Genomic DNA, 19901 nt, shown 5'->3' on the forward strand with positions numbered 1-19901 from the left:
TACTTAAAAATCTCTTCATATTTACTTTCCGACATTAGCAGAACACACATGGGGCGAAATGACGCCTTAAACGAGTTTTGGGAACTGTTGCGGGAGCGCAACGAAATCCTGCCTTTCTGGTATTTAAGCACCTCTATCTCTTTACCATGTGACCGGAAAAGCTGACTTCGTCGCGCCATTCCGCCGGAGGGATGTGGAAGTCGGCAGGTTTTCGAGCCGGGACAGGTAAGTCCGGGCGGGATGGGAGGGCTAGGCAGCTATCCCCGACCCCGATTAATGAGGGGCGTCGCGCCGGAAAACGGTCTGGCTCCGGACCAATTGGTGACAATGTTCCTGATTGATGGACCCGAACACGCCAGAGTTACAGTTCTTCTTGCGCATGGCGCTGGCGCTGCGATGGATTCCGCCGCGATGACCGCAGTTGCCAAGGTTTTGGCTGAGGCTGGCTTACGCGTCGCGCGCTTTGAGTTTGACTATATGGCGAGCCGCCGGACCTCCACAGGTCGAAGGCCGCCGCCGCGTGCGGACAAGCTGAAGCCGGAATACGTCGCGGCGGTTGATGCGCTCGACGCAAAGGGGCCGCTCATCATCGGTGGAAAATCGATGGGTGGTCGCGTTGCGAGCATGGTGGCCGATCAGCTCCATGCATCCCGCCGGATCGCAGGGCTCCTTTGTCTTGGCTATCCATTCCATCCGCCGGACAAGCCCGAACAGCTGCGCACGGCGCATCTTGCCGAACTCGAAACGCCAGCACTCATCATTCAGGGCACACGCGACCCGTTCGGCACGAGGGAGGAGGTGTCCTCGTATGCTCTATCGAAGAGCATCGAAATCCTTTGGCTGGAAGACGGCGATCACGACCTGAAGCCGCGCAAAAGCATATCCGGATTTTCAGCCGCCGATCACCTGAAGGTCTTGGGAGAGGCGGTCTCATCCTGGATCAAAAGAACCACTCCTTGAGCGGGGATCTGCGGCGACTGCAGCGTGTGCTTCAATGGTGCCGGTCCGGCGCCATTGATCGGTCGGGTGCGAGCTGTCGCGACAGCCCCGCCGAATTGAATGCCTGGTTCGCTCGCACTGACAACTATCGCAACGGCATCGGTGGCCTGGGGACGCTGCTGTCACCGGGCGGCGGCGGAAGTTGCGAGGGTGCAGGTTGTGGCGGGATGTAGGCTTCACGGTGGGCGGCACCGCCTTGCGGGTAAATCTGCCCTTGCGGATAGGCCTGTGGTGAAGTGGGTTGGGCACTACGCGTAACCGGAGCAGGTGCCGACGTCCGTTGTGGTCGCGGCGGTAAGGCAGGCTTCGATGTTTGCGCGACGGGTTTGCGGCGCGTCTCCTCCGTGGCTTTCGCGACATCGCGGCTCAATTGCTGCTGGCCGGTCTGCAGTTGCTCGACTGTTTGCTTTAGCGAAGCGATTTCGCGCGCCATTGTGGCAATCGACTGCGCAAGCTCGGGCGTTAGCGCCGCCTGCGTGGACGGAGTTTCCACTGCCGGCGTGGAAGAAGCTGTTGCAGGCTCAGGAGGCGTTGCAGGTACCGCGGCGGCGTCTTGCGCGGGCGCCGGGTCGGCCGCCGGTTGAGGTGCCGTGATCTGCGAGTTTACGTCCTGCGGTTCGGCGGCTGCGGCGCTTTGCGGAGTGGTTGTGCCAGCAAACGGCTGGGGCACAAGGTGAGAAAGCCTCTGCCTCGCGTCTTCACCATAGGAATGCCAGATTGCGGCTGCCGCAATGCCTGCGCAAACGATCAGTCCCACGACGCCGCGACCGAACTTCGCGCGTGGTGCCGGAGTGTAGATATCATCGATGTTATCGTTCAACGGCGCGGTGCTGAAAGGCGGCTTGCTGGCTGGTTCCGGCGATGCCGCAGGCGTGACGTTGAGCTGCGACGGATCGTGCCCGCCGCGCGGTGCCAGGTTGCGGAGCTGCGCGGCAATGACGTCGTGCGGATCGGCGTGCGGGTCTACGTGTTGCAATTCGAGTTGCATTGACGCTCCGTGATCTTGCGGTGTGTGATGCGCAGCGGACATCCGGCCGGTCTGCATGCAACAGGAGGCATCGTGCTTTGACCATAGCAAGGCGGCATGATGAAAAGTCTGGGGCAGGGGAACTCACGATCCAATGCGTGCCATCGATCATTGTTCCTCCCGGTGACGTGAACACGCATGCCGAGCATTGGATTGATCGTGCGGTGAGTGTCACCGCACGATGTCGTTTGGATTGTCGCTCTCTTGAATCGAGCGCGTACGGGCCTTCAGCGCCGCGTGCAGACAATCTCGAGGTACTCGCTGGGAATAACGATGGAGCTATCCTCCGAACGGTTGAAGTCGCTGAGGAGGACCCGGATCTCGCCTTCGAGAGCCGATTGCGCCCCGGGCTCTAGCGCGGCAAACGCCTTGAGTACCGGTCCGTAGTAACCCCTGAAAATCTCCAGCCAATGGTCTGCAGAACGATACCTGAATACGAAGTAACGTTGCGCCACCTTGATGGATGAGGTGTGAGGTAAAAACATCTCGTCGATGCGCGTGCGCGTGCCCCAGAGAGCCGGCGACTTTACACCCGGAGGCGGCGGCACGTGTTTGCCGATCGTTTTGAAGAGCTGGCCGATGAAGCCGTCCGGTGTCCAGTTGGCGAGACCAACCTTGCCGCCGGGCTTGCACACGCGAACAAGCTCGTTCGCGGCGCGGTCATGGTCCGGCGTGAACATCACGCCAAAGGTCGAGACCACCGCGTCGAAACTCTTGTCCGGAAATGGCAGCGCCTCGGCGTCGGCCTCGCGAAAGGCAATGTCGAGCCGTTCGGCGCGGGCGCGCTCCAGGCCACGTTCGAGCAGGGCCGGCACGTAATCGGTGGAGGTGACGGTACACCAGCGGCGCGCGGCAGCGAGCGAGACGTTGCCGTTCCCGGCGGCAACGTCGAGGACGCGTTGGCCTGCGCGGAGATCAAGGGCCTCGCACAGCTCCTCGCCGACGATCTGAAGGGTAGTGCCGACCACCGCGTAATCGCCGGACGACCAGGCTCCTTGCTGGCGGGCCTTGACCGCCGTAAGGTCAACGGGAACTTTGCTGATGGTATTGGTGGTATCGAGCATGGTTCTTCTCCGTTCGAATGTGTTGTCTCGCATACGCGAGTAGGGCTGGATCGGGCGCAATCGCCGCGCCATTGCCATCGCTTCCAGCTGTAACGGCTACACATGGAGACGAGCGTGGTACGCGCCGTGGAAATGCCCGTGGAATCGGATCGGCTCGGCGGTCGGGCCCTGCACGTGCAATTGCTCGGGCCACTGGCGATCGGCCGGGGCGGCGCCCCGGTGGCGCTGCCGGCATCGCGCAAGGTGCGTGCGCTTTTGTCCTATCTCGCGCTTGCGCCGCACGCCGTGCCGCGAAGCCAGCTTTGCGAACTTTTGTGGGATGTGCCGAACGATCCGCGTGGAGAGCTGCGCTGGTGTCTCAGCAAGCTGAGGTCTGTCATTGATACGCCTGATCGGCCGCGGGTTGAAACCCAGGGAGACACCGTCGCACTCGATCTGACGGATTGCTTTGTCGACGCCATCGAGGTCGCTCGCGCAACCCAGCAGGGTATCCAGTCGCTGTCCCCCGAGCAACTGCGAGCGCTGGCTTCCTTTTACATCGGCGAATTTCTCGAAGGCTTCGAAATCGATCGCAATCCGGATTTCAACGCGTGGCTCACAGCGCAGCGCCGTCAGTTTCGCGGCCGTCACGTCGCGCTGCTGGAGCGTCTCGCCGGAACAGAGACCGGCGACGAGATATTCAGGCATCTGGAGAAGTGGTTGGAGCTTGCGCCATTTGATCTGCGTGTTCACGAGATGCTTCTGAACGCCTTTGCGCGCCACCGCAGGTTGCGGGAGGGCGAGGAGCATTTGCTGGCAACGGCGCGGATGTTCGAGGACGAAGGTCTCGATCATGGGCCGGTGCGGGAGATGTGGCGGGCAGCGAAAGCGCAGGGTGACGGCGCGAAAATTCGCGTGACAGACATTTCTCCGGTGCCCGCGTTGACGCCGGCCGATGACGGCGTGATTGCGTCACCCCGGCGTGCATCCATTGCGGTGATGCCGTTTATCGAGCGTAACGCCGGTATGCCTGCGCAAGGCGGTGCGGCTGGCGGTCTGGCTCATGACCTGATCACGAGGCTTGCCAAGCTGCGCAGCCTCTTCATCATCGCGCAGGGGACTGTCTTTGCGCTCAGCGAACGGCACGTTGGTCCGGAAGAAGCCGGACGGATGTTGAACGTGGACTATGTCGTCAGCGGCTCGCTGCAGCGTCAGGGTGCGCGCATGACCGTTGCGGTCGGGCTTGCCGAGACGCGTTCCGCGCGCGTTGTCTGGACGGAGGTCTTTGATCAGAAGGTGAGCGATTCGTTCCTTGTCCTCGACGAAATCGGCAACAGGATTGTTGCATCCATTGCCCATGAGATTGAAACGATCGAACGCAACCGCGCGATGCTGAAGCCGCCGAGTTCGCTGGATGCGTGGGAGGCCTATCATCGCGGCCTGTGGCATGTTTACCGGTTCAACAAAGCCGACAATGAGCGGGCCCGGGAATTTTTCGAGATGGCCGTGCAGCGTGATCCCACCTTCGCGCGAGCCTATGGCGGCCTGTCCTTTGCCCACTTCCAGAGTGCGTTTCAGGGCTGGGCGCCGCGTGAACTGGAAGTTGACCGGGCCTTCGACACCGCAGGGCAAAGTCTGATGGCCGACGACCGCGACCCGGGCGCGCATTGGGCCATGGGCCGCGCGCTATGGCTGCGCGGACAGCAGGACCAGTCCTTGATCGAACTGGAGCAGGCGATCGATCTCAGTCCGAATTTCGCGCTCGGCCACTACACGCTGGCTTTCGTTCACTCGCAGGGCGGCGATCCGCAGGCCGCCGTCAGATTCTCCGACCACTCGCGCCATCTCAGTCCGTTCGATCCGCTGCTGTTCGGCATGCTCGGTGCGCGTGCGATGGCGCTGGTGCGTTTAAGGCAGTTCGATGAAGCGGCCGACTGGGGTTTGAAGGCGGCCGCACGGCCAAACGCGCATGCACATATTCTGGCGATCGCCGCATATTGTCTGGCGCTGGCGGGACGGCTTCAGGAGGCGCGCGCACAGATGGCGGCGATCCGCAAACGGCTTCCGAACTATTGTGTCGAGGATTTTCTCACCGCGATGCAGTTCGCACCGGAAGGCGCTGCGCTGTTCCGCGAAGGGGCCCGACGCATCGGGTGAGGATGTCGCGGCAGCTATTTTGCGGGCAGCGCGTTATGGCCGCATCGTCGCTATCAGCCAGTCCCGGAACGCGGTGACCTTCGGCATGGTGGCCTTTTCGTGCGGCGTGACGAAATAGTATCCGGCATCTTCCGGCAGTGTCACATCGAAGGGAGCGACCAGACGTCCTTTCGCGATGTCGTCCTGAACGAAGGCGGTGTGGCCGATTGCAACGCCGATGCCGTCGACGGCGGCCTGAATCGTCATGAACGACAGATCGAATGTCAGTCCTGGATTCTTCGCGATGTGGGTGGGAAGCCCGGCGGCCGTCAGCCAGAAACGCCAGTCGTCGTTGTAGCCGGTTGTGTGCAGCAGCGTGAAACGTGCGAGGTCTTCCGGCTTTTTCAGGGCATTCTTGCCCTCAAGCAGCGCGGGACTGCACGACCGGGAACATCTGGTCCGTCATCAGCCATTCCGCGTGCACGCCCGGCCATTGGCCGCGTCCGTACCGGATTGCCGCGTCCACCGTCGCCGGCGGCGAAAGTCGACGAGCTCGGTCGATGTGGTGATGCGAACGTCGATGTCGGGATGTTTTTCCTGAAACGGCGCCAGCCGGGGCAACAGCCATTTCACTGCGAACGACGTCAGAGTGCTGATTGTCAGCATCCGGTCGTTGCCGTTGCGCAGCAGGCGGTCGGTGGCGGTGCGCAGATCCTGAAACGCGGCGCGAATGCCCGGCAGATAGTCGGTGGCCTCGGGCGTCAGCGCCAGCGAGCGGCTTTGGCGGATGAACAGCTTGATGCCCAGCTCTTCCTCCAGCCGCCGGATCTGGTGGCTGATGGCGGTCTGGGTGACGTTCAGCTCCTGCGCGGCAAGAGTGAAGCTGAGGTGCCGTGCGGCGGCCTCGAAAGCGCGCAAACCGTTCAGCGAGGGCAATCTGGCGGTCATGAGCCCCTCTAATATATGATATTATCTCATATAACGGGGGACAACGTGTCGTTTGTCAATGGGGGGTGGGAAGCAGATATTTGAGGCGTCAAGTTTGTTTTAGGAGGCTACGATGTCTGCTTGCACGACCGACCTGATGACAAATCATCATCATGACTTCATCCATCACCCGATCACGTCGATCTCAGACGTGGTGCACACCTGGCAGCAGCGCTCAAAGCGCCGGGCTGAATTGGCTAGCCTCAGTGACCGCGATTTCCACGACGTCGGCGCGAGCTGGAGCGACTTCGCCTACGAGGCCAGCAAGCCTTTCTGGCGTGCATAAACATCTGCCGTTGAGCCTGACCGAGCGCTGCTGAACCAGGCTCAACGGTTTCGTTCAGTCCGAACGCTGTCCCCGCAGATCAGTCCGATTGAGTTGATGGAGTGTGCCATGCTGGCCGAACCCGATCATCGCTTTGTTCTGAGCAATCTTGGCCGCTACACCGATGTGGTGCGACTGAAGGGCGGCAGGCCGCTGACAGTACGGTTCATCGAGCCGAAGGACGCCGACGCGCTGCTGTTCTATTTCCGGTCGTTGTCGCGTCAGTCGCGTTACAATCGTCTGATGGGGGCTGCCAGCGAGTTGCCTCCATCGGAGCTGGACAAGGCGCTTCATATCGGCGAGGGCAGTCGTTTCGCGGTGGTCGCGGAAATGAAGGTAGATGGTGTCGATACGATCGTCGGCGAGTCCCGCTACAGCTATGATGCCGAAACGCAGAACACCGAATTCGGCCTGTCTATCGGCAATGCGTGGCAGGGGCAGGGTATCGGCACGGCCATGCTGTCCAATCTTGAATGCCGTTCGGCGGCGCTGGGCGCGCTGCGGCTGTTCGGCGAAACTTTCCGCAACAACGAGCAGATGATCGCTCTCGCCCGCAAAGCCGGCTATCTCTTTACAGGAGCGCCAAGCGACTGGCGGCAGGTGCGTTTTGAAAAGCCGCTGTATCGGGTCACGGACATTCCCTGCGAAAGCTGGAAGCAGGCGGCCACGGCAGGCTGGATGCCGAGCGCGCTGATCGCTTCATGACAGCCCGGCGCGCCGTCGGCTTGTATGCCCTCCGCCTGATCGCATAGTGTCCCGGAAGCGCCAACAGGGCGTGCGATCCGGGAGTATCCGATGGCGCAATTTGCAAAAACCGATGTTTGGCTCGCGGCGGGTGTCCGCACGCCGTTTGCAAAGGTCGATGGCCCTCTCAGCGGCGTCGATGCCATCGCTTTGTCGGTTCCGGTGGTCAAGCACATGATTGAGCAGCTGGGCGGCGGCAAGCCGGACTTTGCGGTCTGGGGCAACGTGGTCCCCAACCTGACATGGAGCAACATCGCACGTGAAACTCTGATGGATGCTGGTGTCGATGCGACGGTGCCTGCCTATTCCACCGTCATGGCATGTTCGACCAGCATGATGGGTGTGTTCGAAGCCGCCGGCATGATTGACGGCGAAGTGCAGAATCTCGCGCTGGTCGGCGGCGTTGACAGCCTCAGCCAGGTGCAGCTTGGGCTCGGCATGTCGCTGTCGAACTGGGTGCGCCAATTCCAGACCGCGCGATCGCTCGGACAAAAGCTCAGCCATGCCATTGACCTCAAGCTCAGCGATGTACGCCTCTACATTCCGGCGGTCAGCAACCGCACAACCGGAATGAGCATGGGCGAGCACACGGAAATCACCGCCAAGGTCTGGAACATCTCGCGCGAGGCGCAGGACCAGATCGCGCTGGAGAGCCATCAGCGCGCAGTCGCCGCGTGGGATCGTGGGTTTTTCGACGGCCTCGTGATTCCATTCGACGGGGTGAAGCGTGATACCATTCCGCGCAAGGATACCTCACTCGAGAAGCTGGCGCGGCTATCGCCCTCGTTTGATCGCACCAGCGGCAAGGGCACGCTGACGGCCGGCAATTCGTCGCCGCTCACCGACGGCGCATCGAGCATCTGGGTGGCTTCGCAAAGAGGGCTGGAGAAGCTTCCCTCCAACACACCGCGCGTGAAACTGATCGACTGGGAGATCGCGTCGGTGGATTTCCGCACCGAGGGCCTGCTGATGGCGCCGCCCTATGCGATCCCGCGGCTGCTCGCGCGCCATTCGCTCGGCTATGGCGACATTCATCTCTGGGAAATCCATGAAGCCTTCGCGGCGCAGGTACTTGCGCATATCAAGGCGCTGGAGAGCCCGGAGTTCATCCGCGACAAGGCTGGGGTCAAAGCCGAGTTCGGCAAGTTTCCGCGCGAGCGCATGAATCCGAACGGCGGCTCTACCGCGCTCGGTCACCCGTTCGGCGCGACCGGCGCGCGCATCTTGAGTCAGGCGGTTAAGGAGCTGGCGGCAATGCCTAAGGGAAGCCGTGCCATCGTCAGCATCTGTGCCGACGGCGGGCAGGGCACTGTGGCGTTGCTGGAGGCGGCCTGAGTACGCTCAGGGCTTCCACGCCATGCCGTAGACTTTTCGTCCGGATACCGGATTGACGTCGTCATGGGTGTGGACGAAGCCGTTGCGCTCATAAAAGCGGATCGCGCGGGCGTTGTCGGTATTGACCAGCAGCGTGATGCCGCCCGGCGATATCGCTTTGGCCTCGCCGATGAGCATGTTGCCGAGATCCGATCCCCATGCCTCCGGCGCGACCACGAGCTGGTCGAGATAGCCTGATGCATCGATGGTGACGAATCCGGCCATCTCGCCGTTCTGTTCGGCCACGACGATTTGCGCGGCAGGCACCAGTTCATCCCGCCAGCGCGCACGCCAGCCTTCCAGCCGCTGAGCGAAGTCGATCGACGGATAGGCCTGTTGCCAGGTGCGATGCCACAGGTCGATCGCTGTGTTCTCGTCGCTGTTCGTGTAGGGCCGGAGCGTGAAGGGTGCGCTCATGATCGCATGCAGGTCTGCGACGTGCGGATCATCGCTCGGTGAGCTTCAATTCGATACGGCGGTTGCGCTTGTAGGCTTCTTCGGTTTTCTCGGGATCGAGCGGCTGGAACTCCGCGAAGCCCGCTGCGACCAGCCGCTGCGCCGGCACGCCAAGCGAGACGAGATACTGCACCACCGAGATCGCGCGTGCCGATGAGAGCTCCCAGTTCGACTTGAACTGTGGGCTGCTGATCGGCCGCACGTCGGTATGGCCGTCGACGCGCAGCACCCAGGCGATCTCCTTTGGAATCTGGTTGTCGAGATCAATCAGCGCAGTTGCAAGCTTGTCGAGTTCGGCGCGGCCTTCCGGCAGCAGCAGCGCCTGTCCGGTGTCGAAGAACACCTCAGACTGGAACACGAAGCGGTCGCCGACGATGCGGACATCCGGCCGGTTGCCGAGGATGGCGCGCAGCCGCCCGAAGAATTCGGAACGATAGCGCGACAGCTCCTGCACGCGCTGCGCCAGCGCGACGTTCAGCCGCTGGCCGAGGTCGGCGATCCGGGTCTGGGATTCCTTGTCGCGTTTTTCCGATGCATCGAGCGCTTCTTCGAGGGCGGCCAGTTGCCGGCGCAGCGCGCTGATCTGCTGGTTCAGCACTTCGATCTGCGCCAGCGCCCGTGCCGAGACTTGCTTCTCAGAATCGAGCGCCTTGCCGAGTTCGGCGGCGCGGCCCGCCGCATTGGCGCCGGCGCCTGCGAGGCCATCATAAAGACCTTTGACGCGGTCGCGTTCGGATTCTGCCGAGGCCAGCCCGGCGCGCATCTGGGAGAGTTGCTCGTCGAGGTTCAGCTTGCCGAGTTTTTCGAGGGACAGGAGATCGTTGAGCTGCGCGATCTGCGCGTTCAGCCGCTCAAGCGCCTTGTCCTTGCCGGTGACTTCCTGCGACAGGAAGAACTGCACAACAAGAAACACCGATAGCAGAAACACGATCGCGAGAACCAGCGTCGACAGCGCATCGACGAAGCCCGGCCAATAGTTGAAGCCGCTGTCGTTGCGGCGTGAACGCGAAAGCGCCATGAGCTGCTATCTCCGGTTCAATTGGTCTCAGGCTGACGTGCAAGGCGCTCCAGAAGCTGCTTGATCTCCTTGTTCTGCTCACCCTGACCGTCGGCCCATTCGCGGATCAATTGCTGCTCGGTGCGCATGTGATGCACCAGGCCCTGAATCGCTTCGGCAAGATTGGCCATCGCCGTGGTGGCGGTTCGGTTCGATCCCATTTCCTCCACGGCCAACCGCAGCCGGTCGAGCGCGGGATTGAGATCGCCAGTGGCGCTGCCGCCATCGCCCGCATATTCCCGCACGGTTTCCGCCAGCCAGTCTTCGAGGTCGGTGTAGAAACGGTTCTGCGCCTGGCTCGATTGCAGATCGAGAAAGCCGAGGACCAATGAACCGGCGAGACCGAACAGCGAGGACGAGAACGAGATGCCCATGCCGCCGAGCGGGGCAGCGAGGCCTTCCTTCAGCGTGTCGAACACCGAGCCCGCATCGCCGCCGACCTTCAGGCCCTCGATCACCTTGCCGACCGAGCCGACGGTTTCGATCAAGCCCCAGAACGTGCCGAGCAGGCCAAGAAACACCAGGAGCCCTGTCATGTACCGCGACAGGTCTCGCGCTTCATCAAGCCGCGTGGCGATGGAATCCAGAAGATGCCGCATGGTCTGCTGCGAGATGCTCATGCGGCCCGAACGATGACTGAGCATTGCCGCCATCGGCGCCAGCAGCGTGGGCCGGCGATCCACAGCGAGGCCGGGATCGGAAATGCGAAAGCTGTTGACCCAGGAAATTTCAGGATAGAGCCGGATCACCTGCCGGAAGGCGAGGATGATGCCGATGGCCAGAACACCGACGATCAGTGCATTGAGGCCGGGATTGGCAAGGAACGCCAGCCAGATTTGCTTGTAGAGGACCACAAGCAGCAGGCTGCACAGAACGAGGAACACCAGCATCCGGACCAGAAAGATACGCGGCGTTGACAGTTTCGTGACGGTGATGTCAGCCGCAGTTTTGGATGAGGTCTTTGCCATGGCGGGATCTTCAATCCTTGTCCGTGGAAACGTGTCAGACATCAATATGGCACAGCGTGGGCGGGAAAAAAGACACCATCTCCGATTTGACCCCAGCTAAGGAACTTCGACTGAAACTGGTGCCGGTCAGCACTGGCGTTCTCGGTCAATTGCTGGGGCGAGGATATGATCCGGTTTTTCCGGAGCGCATCCGTCCCACCGGTAATTCAGGGTGGGTCGAATGGAGTGTCTCCTCCTCATTTGCGAGGAGCGGAGCGACGAAGCAATCCAGAAACCGCGCTTGAAGTCCTGGATTGCCTCGCTCGCAATGATGGTCGACTGTGCTTCTGCTTAGCCCAGTGGCTTCAGGATCTTCACCAACTCGCGCTGGATCGTCTCATTGCCGCAAACGACATGACCGGTGGCCATCGCCGTGTCGCCGCCTTCGATGCCGCTGATGACGCCGCCGGCCTCGCGCACCATGATCAATCCGGCTGCGATATCCCACGGCTGGAGATTGCGTTCCCAGTAGCCGTCGAGACGCCCGGCTGCGACATAAGCAAGATCGAGCGAAGCCGCACCGAAGCGGCGCAGGCCCGCGACGCGCTGCTGCATCTCGGCCATTTCGCGGCGGGAGAGTTCGTGGTCGCCGCGCCCGATATGCGGGAGGCCGCACGCGATCACACATTCGTTGAGCTGCTTGCGGGCCGCGACGCGCAGGCGCTGATCGTTGAGGAACGCGCCCTTGCCGCGCTCGGCCATGTAAAGTTCATCGGTGGCGGGATTGTAGATCACGCCGGCGATGATCGTGCCTTCGCGTTGCAGGGCGATGGAGATCGCGAATTGCGGAATGCCGTGCAGGAAGTTCGTCGTGCCGTCGAGCGGATCGACGATCCATGTGTTGGATTTGTCGGTGCCTTCGCGTGTGCCGCCTTCTTCGCCGAGAAAACCGTAACCCGGCCGCGCCTTGGTCAGATCCTCATAGAGCATCTGTTCCGCGCGCTTGTCGGCGAGCGACACGAAATTCGCCGGTCCCTTCAGAGAAACCTGAAGGTTCTCGATCTCGCCAAGATCGCGACTGAGGCTACGGCCCGCGCGGCGCGCGGCCTTGACCATGACGTTGATGAGAGCTGAATGGATCATGCGTCCGGCTTGATAAGGATCCGTATGAGGCCGGATCGGGATGAAAGATTGGGGCTTTGGTGCCGGATGCTTGGCGTCAAAGCGCAGGCGCGTCAAGGGCGTTCAGAGCGTTTTCGAGCGGCGCGGGGTGCCGGTTCGCGCCGAGAAATACGTCAAAAGCGAGCTTCGTGTCTGAACCTGCCGGACCAAGGGAGATCCGAGCCTATTTCGTGCCGAACCACTTCTTGGCGAGAGCTTCGGCCTTGGCCTTTTCCACGGGCGGAAGTTGCGCGAATTGCGCATCAAGATCGGGATCACCATTGCCGGCAGTTTTCGCGATCAAATGCCATTTGAAACCCTGAACCTTGTCCACTGGAACGCCGAGGCCATCGATGAGAATGCGTGCCAGGCGATTTTGCGCGATCGGGCTGTTCTGGCGCGCCGCTCTGTTCAGCAGCGCAATCGCGGTGGGCACATCCTTGGGCGTGCCGGTGCCGTTATAGAGCGCGATGGCGTATTCCACTTCGGCGTCGAGATTGTCGACCATCGCGGCGGCACGCAACAGGCGCGCAGCCTCCACGACGTTCTTCTCCACGCCTCGGCCTTCCTTGTAGAACGTCGCGAGCGCGTACTGCGCTTCCGCGTTGCCAGCGTTCGCTGCCTGTCGGAACAGCTCGGCGGCGCGCTTGACGTCCTGCGGAAAGACCTGTCCTTCAAGATACAGCAGTCCGAGATTATATGCCGCCGCCGCTTTCCCAAGCTTGGCGGACGACGCCAGCAGCCGGGCGCCTTCCTCGCGATTGGTGGGACCGCCGCGTCCGGCGATCCGCATCATGCCGAGCGCGAACATCGCTTCGCGGTCGCCGCGGTCGGCGGCCTGCTTGTACCATTCAGCGGCCTTGGCGTCGTCGCGCTTGATGCCGAGCGCATTGGAGTAGAGCTCCCCCAATAGCGTCATCGATTTCGGATCGCCCATCTCCTGCGCGCGCTTCAGCGCGATATTGAAGGCGGTGCGGTAAAGGCCTTGCTGATAGGCACCGTAGGCGAGATCGGCGTTAGGATTGTCGGGAACGGCGGGTGCGGGTGGAGACGCCGTTTTCGCGGGCTCGCCTTTCTTCGGCGCGTTGGTACTCGGTTTCGGCGCGGCGGCCTTGGGTGCAGCGGATTTTGCGGCCGGTGGCTTCTCCGCGGGCTTGATCGGTTCCGGAAAGGGGTTCGGCGTGCTCTGTGCGATAGCACTTGCCGAAAACGCGACAACACCGGCAGCGACCGATGCAAGAAATCTTGCACGAGTAGCTGTGAACGGCGCGGTCCGGCGAAGCGCGGTCATCGCGGTCCTATGCTCCCGTAATGGCTTGCGTGAGAGAGGTCTCAAAGCCGCGCGTGACAGCCTGGCTGGCTTCGATCAGAGCGGCCTGAGCGCCGCGCGAATCCTGCCAGATGAAATCACCGACCAGGACAAAATCTGCGCCGGCCGTGGCGAACAGGTTTGCTTCATCCAGCGTCATGGCGTAGCCGACGCAGGGCGGCTCGAACAATTCGGCCCACCAGTCCAGCCGTTCGCAGATCGCCTCCGGCGATGGCCGTTCGCCATTCGCATCGGGTTCGCCGAACAGCACATAGTCCGCGCCGGCTTCACCGGCGACCATCGCGTCATGCCGTGTCATCAAGCCGCCGACGCCGAGAATGCGATCGGGCTTCAGTGTCGGCATCGCCTCCTGCATGGCCTCGATACCGCTCACGTTCGCGCCGTCTGCGCCGGAGCGAGCGACCTGTCCGAAATGTTCATCAATGAGCAGAGCCGCGCCGGCTCTCTGAACCGGCGGCGCGAGCACCTTGGCGCGCTGGATGACGCTGCGCTCGTCGCCGGGGGCGAGGCGCAGCAGAACAGCTGCGATGTCCGCAGCAGCGAGCAGCGCCGGCAGTTCAGAGATAAGCTGAGCGGGGTCGGCGACAACCGGGGTCGCGAGATAGAGGCGAGGCGCAGGGCGCGGCGGAGGAGGTTTGGTGGCCATGATGCCGTATCTGCCCGTTGACTGCGGCCAAAAAAGGGGCGGGACCGTGTCCCGCCCTCTTGATGATCGTCAGGCGATCTTCGGAGCCAGTTCACCCTTGGCGTAGCGTTGTGCCATCTGGGCGGTGGTCAGCACCTTCTTGATCTTGCTGGCCTGGCCGGCGGTGTTGAACTCTTCCAGGCGCTGCTTGCAAAGCTTGGTCATCGCTTCCATCGCAGGCTTCAGATACTTGCGCGGATCGAACTCGCTCGGGCTCTCGGAAAGAATCTTGCGGATTTGTCCGGTCATCGCCATGCGATTGTCGGTGTCGATGTTGATCTTGCGCACGCCGTGCTTGATGCCACGCTGAATCTCGGAGACCGGCACGCCCCAGGTCGGCTTCATCTGACCGCCGAACTTGTTGATGATGTCCTGCAGGTCCTGCGGCACCGACGACGAGCCGTGCATGACGAGATGCGTGTTCGGCAGCTTGCGGTGAATTTCCTCGATCACGTTCATGGCGAGGATGTCGCCATCCGGCTTGCGGGTGAACTTGTAGGCGCCGTGCGAGGTGCCCATCGCAATGGCCAGCGCGTCAACCTGGGTTTCCTTGACGAACTTCACGGCTTCGTCCGGATTGGTCAGCAACTGATCGTGCGAAAGCTTGCCTTCGGCGCCGTGGCCGTCTTCCTTGTCGCCCATGCCGGTCTCGAGCGAGCCGAGCACGCCGAGTTCGCCTTCAACCGAGATGCCGCCGAGATGGGCCATGTCGGTGACGGTCTTGGTCACGCCGACATTGTAATCCCAGTCGCCCGGCGTCTTGCCGTCGGCCTTCAGCGAGCCGTCCATCATCACCGAGGTGAAGCCGGCCTGGATCGCCGTCATACAGGTCGCGGGTTCGTTGCCGTGATCGAGATGCACGCAGACCGGAATCGAGGGGTGAATTTCCGTCACCGCGTCCATCATGTGCTTGAGCATGACGTCGTTGGCGTACGAGCGCGCACCGCGCGACGCCTGAATGATGACCGGCGCATCGAGGGAACTGGCGGCGTCCATAATGGCCAGCGCCTGCTCCATGTTGTTGATATTGAATGCCGGCACGCCGTAGTCGTTCTCAGCAGCATGATCCAGCAATTGACGCAACGTGATGCGAGCCATGTGTGCTTGTTCTCCGTGAGCTGAAGTCAGCGCCAAGGGCGCCGGATCCATTAAAATCTAGCGTACCCTAAGAACCTCGACGCCGGGCAAAGGTTTCCCTTCCATCCACTCCAGAAAGGCGCCACCGGCGGTCGAAACATAGGTAAAATCCTTGCCGACGCCTGCGTGGTTCAATGCCGCAACGGTATCTCCGCCGCCCGCGACGGACACCAGTTTGCCAGCCCTGGTGCGGGCAGCTGCATATTTGGCGGCCTGAACCGTCCCGCGGTCGAATGGCGACATTTCGAACGCGCCGAGCGGTCCGTTCCATACCAGCGTCGCGGCGTCATCGATGGCAGCATCGATCCGCTTAATCGATTGCGGGCCGACGTCGAGGATCATGCCGTTGGCGGGAATCGCGTCGAGGCCATAGGCATGCGAAGGCGCATTGGCTTCAAATTTCTCCGCAACCACCGCATCGATCGGCAGGATGATCGCGCAGTTCGTGGAGTTCGCCTTGACGAGGATGCGCAGCGCCGTGGTGGCGAGATCCTTTTCGCAAAGCGAATTACCGACATCGACGCCCTGCGCATGCAGGAAGGTGTTGGCCATGCCGCCGCCGATCACCAGCGCATCGACCTTGCTGACGAGATTTTCCAGGAGATCGATCTTGGTCGAAACCTTAGAGCCGCCGACGATGGCGATCACCGGATGGACCGGCTGTTCCAGCGCTTTGCCCAGTGCGTCGAGTTCGGCTTCCATGGTGCGACCGGCATAGCCCGGCAGCACGCGGCCGAGGCCTTCGGTCGAGGCATGGGCGCGGTGCGCGCAGGAAAATGCGTCGTTGACCCAGATGTCGCCGAGCTTCGCAAGCTGCGCGACAAACGCCGGATCATTCTTTTCCTCGCCGGGATGAAAGCGGGTGTTCTCGAGACAGAGAATTTCGCCGTTCTTCAGTCCCGCGACCGCCCTCTCGGCGATCTCGCCGACGCAGTCCGGTGCGAACTCGACGTGACGCAGCAGCACATAGCCGAGCGCGGTGGCCACGGGCTTGAGCGATTCCTTCGGGTCCGGCCCCTTGGGCCGGCCGAAATGCGCAAGGATGACGACCCTGCCGCCGGCTTCCGACAGTTCGATGATGGTCTTGGCGATGCGCTGCAGACGTGTGGTGTCGGACACACGTCCGTTGTCCATCGGTACGTTGAGGTCGACGCGCAGCAGCACGCGCTTTCCCTTCACGTCGACATCATCGAGGGTGCGAAATCCGGACATCAGGACTCGTTGCGACTAACAGGTTGCGGCGAGGGCCGGTGAGATCAGATCAGCTTGCTCATGGCCGCGGCCGTGTCGGCCATGCGGTTCGAGAAGCCCCACTCGTTGTCGTACCATGACAGTACGCGCACCAGCGTTCCGTTCTGCACCTTGGTCTGGTCGAAGGCGAAGGTTGAGGAATGTGGGTCGTGGTTGAAGTCGATCGAGACGTTCGGATCGCTGGTGGTGCCCAGAATACCCTTCAGTTCCTGGGCTGCCGCGCGCTTGACCGCGTCGTTGATCTCTTCCTTGGACGTCGCGCGCTTCGCAACGATCTTGAGATCGATCACCGACACGTTCGGCGTCGGCACGCGGATCGAAACGCCGTCGAGTTTGCCGGCAAGCTCAGGCATCACCAGACCGATAGCCTTGGCAGCGCCCGTGGAGGTCGGAATCATCGACAGGCCAGCCGCGCGCGCGCGATAGAGGTCGCTGTGCATGGTGTCCAGCGTCGGCTGGTCGCCGGTATAGGCATGGATCGTGGTCATGAAGCCGGTCTCGATGCCGACGGTGTCGTTCAGCACCTTGGCGACCGGCGCAAGGCAGTTCGTGGTGCACGAGCCGTTCGAGACGACCAGGTGATCCTTGCTCAGCTTGTCGTGGTTGACGCCGTAGACGATGGTCGCGTCCGCGCCGTCCGACGGGGCGGAGACCAGCACGCGCTTGGCGCCTGCGGTCAGATGCGCCGACGCCTTGGCCTTGGCGCTGAAGATGCCGGTGCATTCCATCGCGATGTCGATGCCGAGATCCTTCCACGGCAGGGTGGCCGGATCGCGCACCGCAGTGACCTTGATCTTGCCGTTGCCGAGATTGATGGAGTCGCCTTCGACCGTCACGGTGCCCGGAAAACGTCCATGCACGGAATCATAGCGCAGCAGGTGAGCGTTGGTTTCGACCGGGCCGAGGTCGTTGATGGCGACGACCTCGATGTCCGTGCGCTTGGATTCATAAATGGCCCGCAGAATGTTGCGGCCGATACGGCCAAATCCATTGATCGCGACACGAACTGCCATTCAACTTCTCCTCGATAGGTCGGAAATGACGATTTTCGAGGCGGTTTTTGCCCCGAATAGCGCCATGATGCAATCACCTGAATCCCGAATGTTCGGGCAGGATTATCAGCCTTTCAGCCTGGTTTGCGCGGCCTCGGCGACTGCTTCCGCAGTGATCCCGAAATGCCGGTACAGTTCCTTGTAGGGGGCGCTGGCGCCGAAGCCGTCCATGCCGACGAAAATGCCGTCGGAGCCGATCACGGCATCCCAGCCCTGACGAATGGCAGCCTCAACGGCGATTTTCACCGGCGCATTGCCAATGATCGCGGCTTTCTGGGCTGCGGGCAGTTCCAGCAGCAGATCCATGCAGGGTACAGAAACGACCCGCGTCGGAATGCCGCGCGCGGTAAGCAGCTTCTGTGCTTCGACCGCTAGTGAGACTTCCGAGCCGGACGCGAAGATCGAGACTTTCGCCTCGCCGTCAGCTTTGGAGATTTCATAGGCGCCGGCGGCGCACTTGTTGTCGGCGTCGTTTGCAAGGCGGAGCTGAGGCAGGTTCTGGCGGGTCAGTGCCAGCACGCTGGGCCGATCCTTGGCTTCGAGCGCGAGCTGCCAGCATTCCAGCGTTTCGACCGTGTCGCAGGGCCGGAACACGTTGCAGTTCGGAATCGCGCGCAACGCTGCCAGATGCTCGACCGGCTGATGGGTCGGGCCGTCTTCGCCGAGCCCGATCGAATCGTGGGTGAGAACGTGGATCGCGCGCTCGCCCATCAATGCCGCGAGCCGCAGCGCCGGGCGCAGATAGTCTGAGAACACGAGGAAGGTGCCGGAATATGGAATCAGGCCGCCATGCAGCGTCATGCCGTTCATCGCCGCCGCCATGCCGTGCTCGCGGATGCCGTAGTTGATGTAACGGCCGCCGTAATTGTTGGCGGAGATCGCGACCATGCCCTTGACGCGGGTGTTGTTGGAGCCGGTGAGATCGGCCGAACCGCCGATCATTTCGGGCACGGCTGCGCAGAGAACTTCCAGCGCATGTTCCGACGCGGTGCGGGTGGCGATTTCCTTCGGGCTCGCGGCGAGGGAGGCTTTCATCGCCGCCACAGCGTCGGAAAGTGCCCTAGCAGGAAGATCGCCCTTCATGCGGCGCTCGAATTCGGAACGCGCGCCTGCGTCCTTGGTGCCGAGGGTCCTGGTCCATGCGGCGTGTGCATCCTTGCCGCGCGATCCTGCCGCGCGCCAGGCGTCGAGAATGTCCTGCGGAACCTCAAAAGGTGCCGAATCCCATTTCAGGTTCTTGCGCGCACCCGCAATCTCGTCCGCACCGAGCGGCGAGCCGTGGGATTTTTCCGAGCCCGCCTTGTTAGGCGCGCCGAAGCCGATCGTGGTCTTGCACGCGATCAGGGTCGGACGGTCGGACCTTTGTGCGCGCGTCAGTGCGTCGGCAATCGCTTTCGGATCGTGGCCGTCGACGCGTTCGGCGGCCCAGCCGGCCGACTCGAAGCGCTTCACCTGATCGACCGAGTCCGACAGCGAGATCGCGCCGTCAATGGAAATGCCGTTGTCGTCGAACAGCACAATCAGCTTGTTGAGCTTGAGATGTCCGGCGAACGCGATGGCTTCCTGGCTGACGCCCTCCATCAGGTCGCCGTCGGAGGCGAGCACGTAGGTATGATGATCGACGAGGTCGCCGCCAAACTCGGCCGCCATACGGCGCTCAGCCAGCGACATGCCGACGGCGGTGGCGATGCCTTGGCCGAGCGGACCCGTGGTGGTTTCGATGCCCGGCGTCACGAAATTTTCCGGATGGCCCGGCGTCAGCGAACCGAGCTGACGGAAATTCTTGATCTGCTCGATGGTCATCGACGAATTGCCGGTCAGATACAGCAGCGCATACAGCAGCATCGAGCCGTGGCCGGCGGAGAGCACGAAGCGGTCGCGGTCCGGCCAGGTGGGGTCGCTAGCGTCGAATTTAAGGAACTGCGTGAATAGCACGGTGGCGACGTCGGCCGCGCCCATGGGCAGGCCGGGATGGCCAGATTTCGCCTTTTCGACGGCATCCATGGCAAGCGCGCGAATCGCATTTGCCATACGGGAGGGATCGACACGCACAGTCATGGGAGGTCCGCCTGACAATTCGGTGTGGGAAGTGGCCGCATGTCTCAAAAATGCCACGGCCAGGGAAGCTTTCGCAGGGTGGATAGCATCGTGAAACCCTTGAGTCCAAGGGCATTACGGCCTTTCCGCCGT

General features: G+C 62.2%; 17 protein-coding genes and 1 pseudogene. 5 read left to right on the top strand and 13 right to left on the bottom strand.

Annotated elements, in window-relative coordinates; all coding sequences use genetic code 11:
• The first annotated feature begins 276 nt into the window (after positions 1-276).
• Entirely contained in the window at positions 277-960 is a 684-nt protein-coding gene (locus BN32_RS01220; protein ID WP_019195418.1) for an alpha/beta hydrolase family protein, read from the top strand.
• Between the two features lie 124 nt (positions 961-1084).
• On the opposite strand, the gene BN32_RS01225 is transcribed toward BN32_RS01220, so the two are convergent.
• A complete protein-coding gene (locus BN32_RS01225) occupies positions 1085-1987 on the bottom strand; it encodes a hypothetical protein (RefSeq protein ID WP_019195419.1) in 903 nt (300 codons plus the stop codon).
• Between the two features lie 266 nt (positions 1988-2253).
• Positions 2254-3090: a class I SAM-dependent methyltransferase gene (locus BN32_RS01230; RefSeq protein ID WP_020693895.1), complete on the bottom strand. Its 837-nt coding sequence runs from the start codon at positions 3088-3090 to the stop codon at positions 2254-2256.
• A gap of 132 nt (positions 3091-3222) precedes the next feature.
• Here BN32_RS01230 and BN32_RS01235 point away from each other — a divergent pair, with 132 nt between their 5' ends.
• Positions 3223-5226 carry a transcriptional regulator gene (locus BN32_RS01235; RefSeq protein ID WP_051488474.1) on the top strand — a complete coding sequence of 668 codons (2004 nt, stop codon included), beginning with the start codon at positions 3223-3225 and terminating at the stop codon, positions 5224-5226.
• Positions 5227-5259: 33 nt separating this feature from the next.
• On the opposite strand, the pseudogene BN32_RS01240 reads toward BN32_RS01235, so the two are convergent.
• Positions 5260-6153 (bottom strand): annotated as a pseudogene (locus tag BN32_RS01240) (transcriptional regulator GcvA).
• A gap of 112 nt (positions 6154-6265) precedes the next feature.
• Between BN32_RS01240 and BN32_RS01245 the strand changes: the two are divergent.
• The 3 genes from BN32_RS01245 to BN32_RS01255 all read left to right on the top strand — a co-directional run bounded on the left by BN32_RS01245 (position 6266) and on the right by BN32_RS01255 (position 8596).
• Positions 6266-6478 carry a DUF1127 domain-containing protein gene (locus tag BN32_RS01245; protein ID WP_019195424.1) on the top strand — a complete coding sequence of 71 codons (213 nt, stop codon included), beginning with the start codon at positions 6266-6268 and terminating at the stop codon, positions 6476-6478.
• Positions 6479-6586: 108 nt separating this feature from the next.
• Positions 6587-7222, top strand: a complete 636-nt coding sequence (locus BN32_RS01250) for a GNAT family N-acetyltransferase (RefSeq protein WP_019195425.1) — start codon at positions 6587-6589, stop codon at positions 7220-7222.
• A gap of 90 nt (positions 7223-7312) precedes the next feature.
• Positions 7313-8596: an acetyl-CoA C-acyltransferase gene (locus tag BN32_RS01255; RefSeq protein ID WP_019195426.1), complete on the top strand. Its 1284-nt coding sequence runs from the start codon at positions 7313-7315 to the stop codon at positions 8594-8596.
• Between the two features lie 6 nt (positions 8597-8602).
• Here the strand turns inward: BN32_RS01255 and BN32_RS01260 are convergent, their stop codons facing one another.
• The 10 genes from BN32_RS01260 to tkt all read right to left on the bottom strand — a co-directional run bounded on the left by BN32_RS01260 (position 8603) and on the right by tkt (position 19769).
• Positions 8603-9052 (bottom strand): GNAT family N-acetyltransferase, encoded by a 450-nt coding sequence (locus BN32_RS01260; protein WP_019195427.1) that lies wholly within the window; start codon positions 9050-9052, stop codon positions 8603-8605.
• A gap of 28 nt (positions 9053-9080) precedes the next feature.
• Positions 9081-10109: a peptidoglycan -binding protein gene (locus BN32_RS01265; RefSeq protein ID WP_019195428.1), complete on the bottom strand. Its 1029-nt coding sequence runs from the start codon at positions 10107-10109 to the stop codon at positions 9081-9083.
• 17 nt (positions 10110-10126) lie between these two features.
• Complete coding sequence (locus tag BN32_RS01270; protein ID WP_019195429.1) at positions 10127-11116, bottom strand: hypothetical protein; 990 nt, start codon at positions 11114-11116, stop codon at positions 10127-10129.
• Positions 11117-11446: 330 nt separating this feature from the next.
• Positions 11447-12238 (bottom strand): inositol monophosphatase family protein, encoded by a 792-nt coding sequence (locus tag BN32_RS01275; RefSeq protein ID WP_019195431.1) that lies wholly within the window; start codon positions 12236-12238, stop codon positions 11447-11449.
• Between the two features lie 202 nt (positions 12239-12440).
• Positions 12441-13547, bottom strand: a complete 1107-nt coding sequence (locus BN32_RS01280; RefSeq protein WP_019195433.1) for a tetratricopeptide repeat protein — start codon at positions 13545-13547, stop codon at positions 12441-12443.
• Between the two features lie 7 nt (positions 13548-13554).
• The gene (locus BN32_RS01285; protein WP_019195434.1) at positions 13555-14232 is read right to left on the bottom strand and encodes a thiamine phosphate synthase; all 678 of its coding nucleotides are present in this window, start codon (positions 14230-14232) and stop codon (positions 13555-13557) included.
• A 69-nt stretch (positions 14233-14301) separates the two neighbouring features.
• Positions 14302-15369, bottom strand: a complete 1068-nt coding sequence (fba, locus tag BN32_RS01290) for a class II fructose-bisphosphate aldolase (protein ID WP_019195435.1) — start codon at positions 15367-15369, stop codon at positions 14302-14304.
• Between the two features lie 57 nt (positions 15370-15426).
• Positions 15427-16620: a phosphoglycerate kinase gene (locus BN32_RS01295; protein ID WP_019195436.1), complete on the bottom strand. Its 1194-nt coding sequence runs from the start codon at positions 16618-16620 to the stop codon at positions 15427-15429.
• Between the two features lie 44 nt (positions 16621-16664).
• Positions 16665-17672: a type I glyceraldehyde-3-phosphate dehydrogenase gene (gap, locus tag BN32_RS01300; protein WP_019195437.1), complete on the bottom strand. Its 1008-nt coding sequence runs from the start codon at positions 17670-17672 to the stop codon at positions 16665-16667.
• A 105-nt stretch (positions 17673-17777) separates the two neighbouring features.
• Positions 17778-19769 (bottom strand): transketolase, encoded by a 1992-nt coding sequence (tkt, locus tag BN32_RS01305; RefSeq protein ID WP_019195438.1) that lies wholly within the window; start codon positions 19767-19769, stop codon positions 17778-17780.
• Positions 19770-19901 lie beyond the last annotated feature (132 nt).

This window comes from Afipia birgiae 34632 (assembly GCF_000308295.2).
Classification (GTDB): Bacteria; Pseudomonadota; Alphaproteobacteria; order Rhizobiales; family Xanthobacteraceae; genus Afipia; species Afipia birgiae.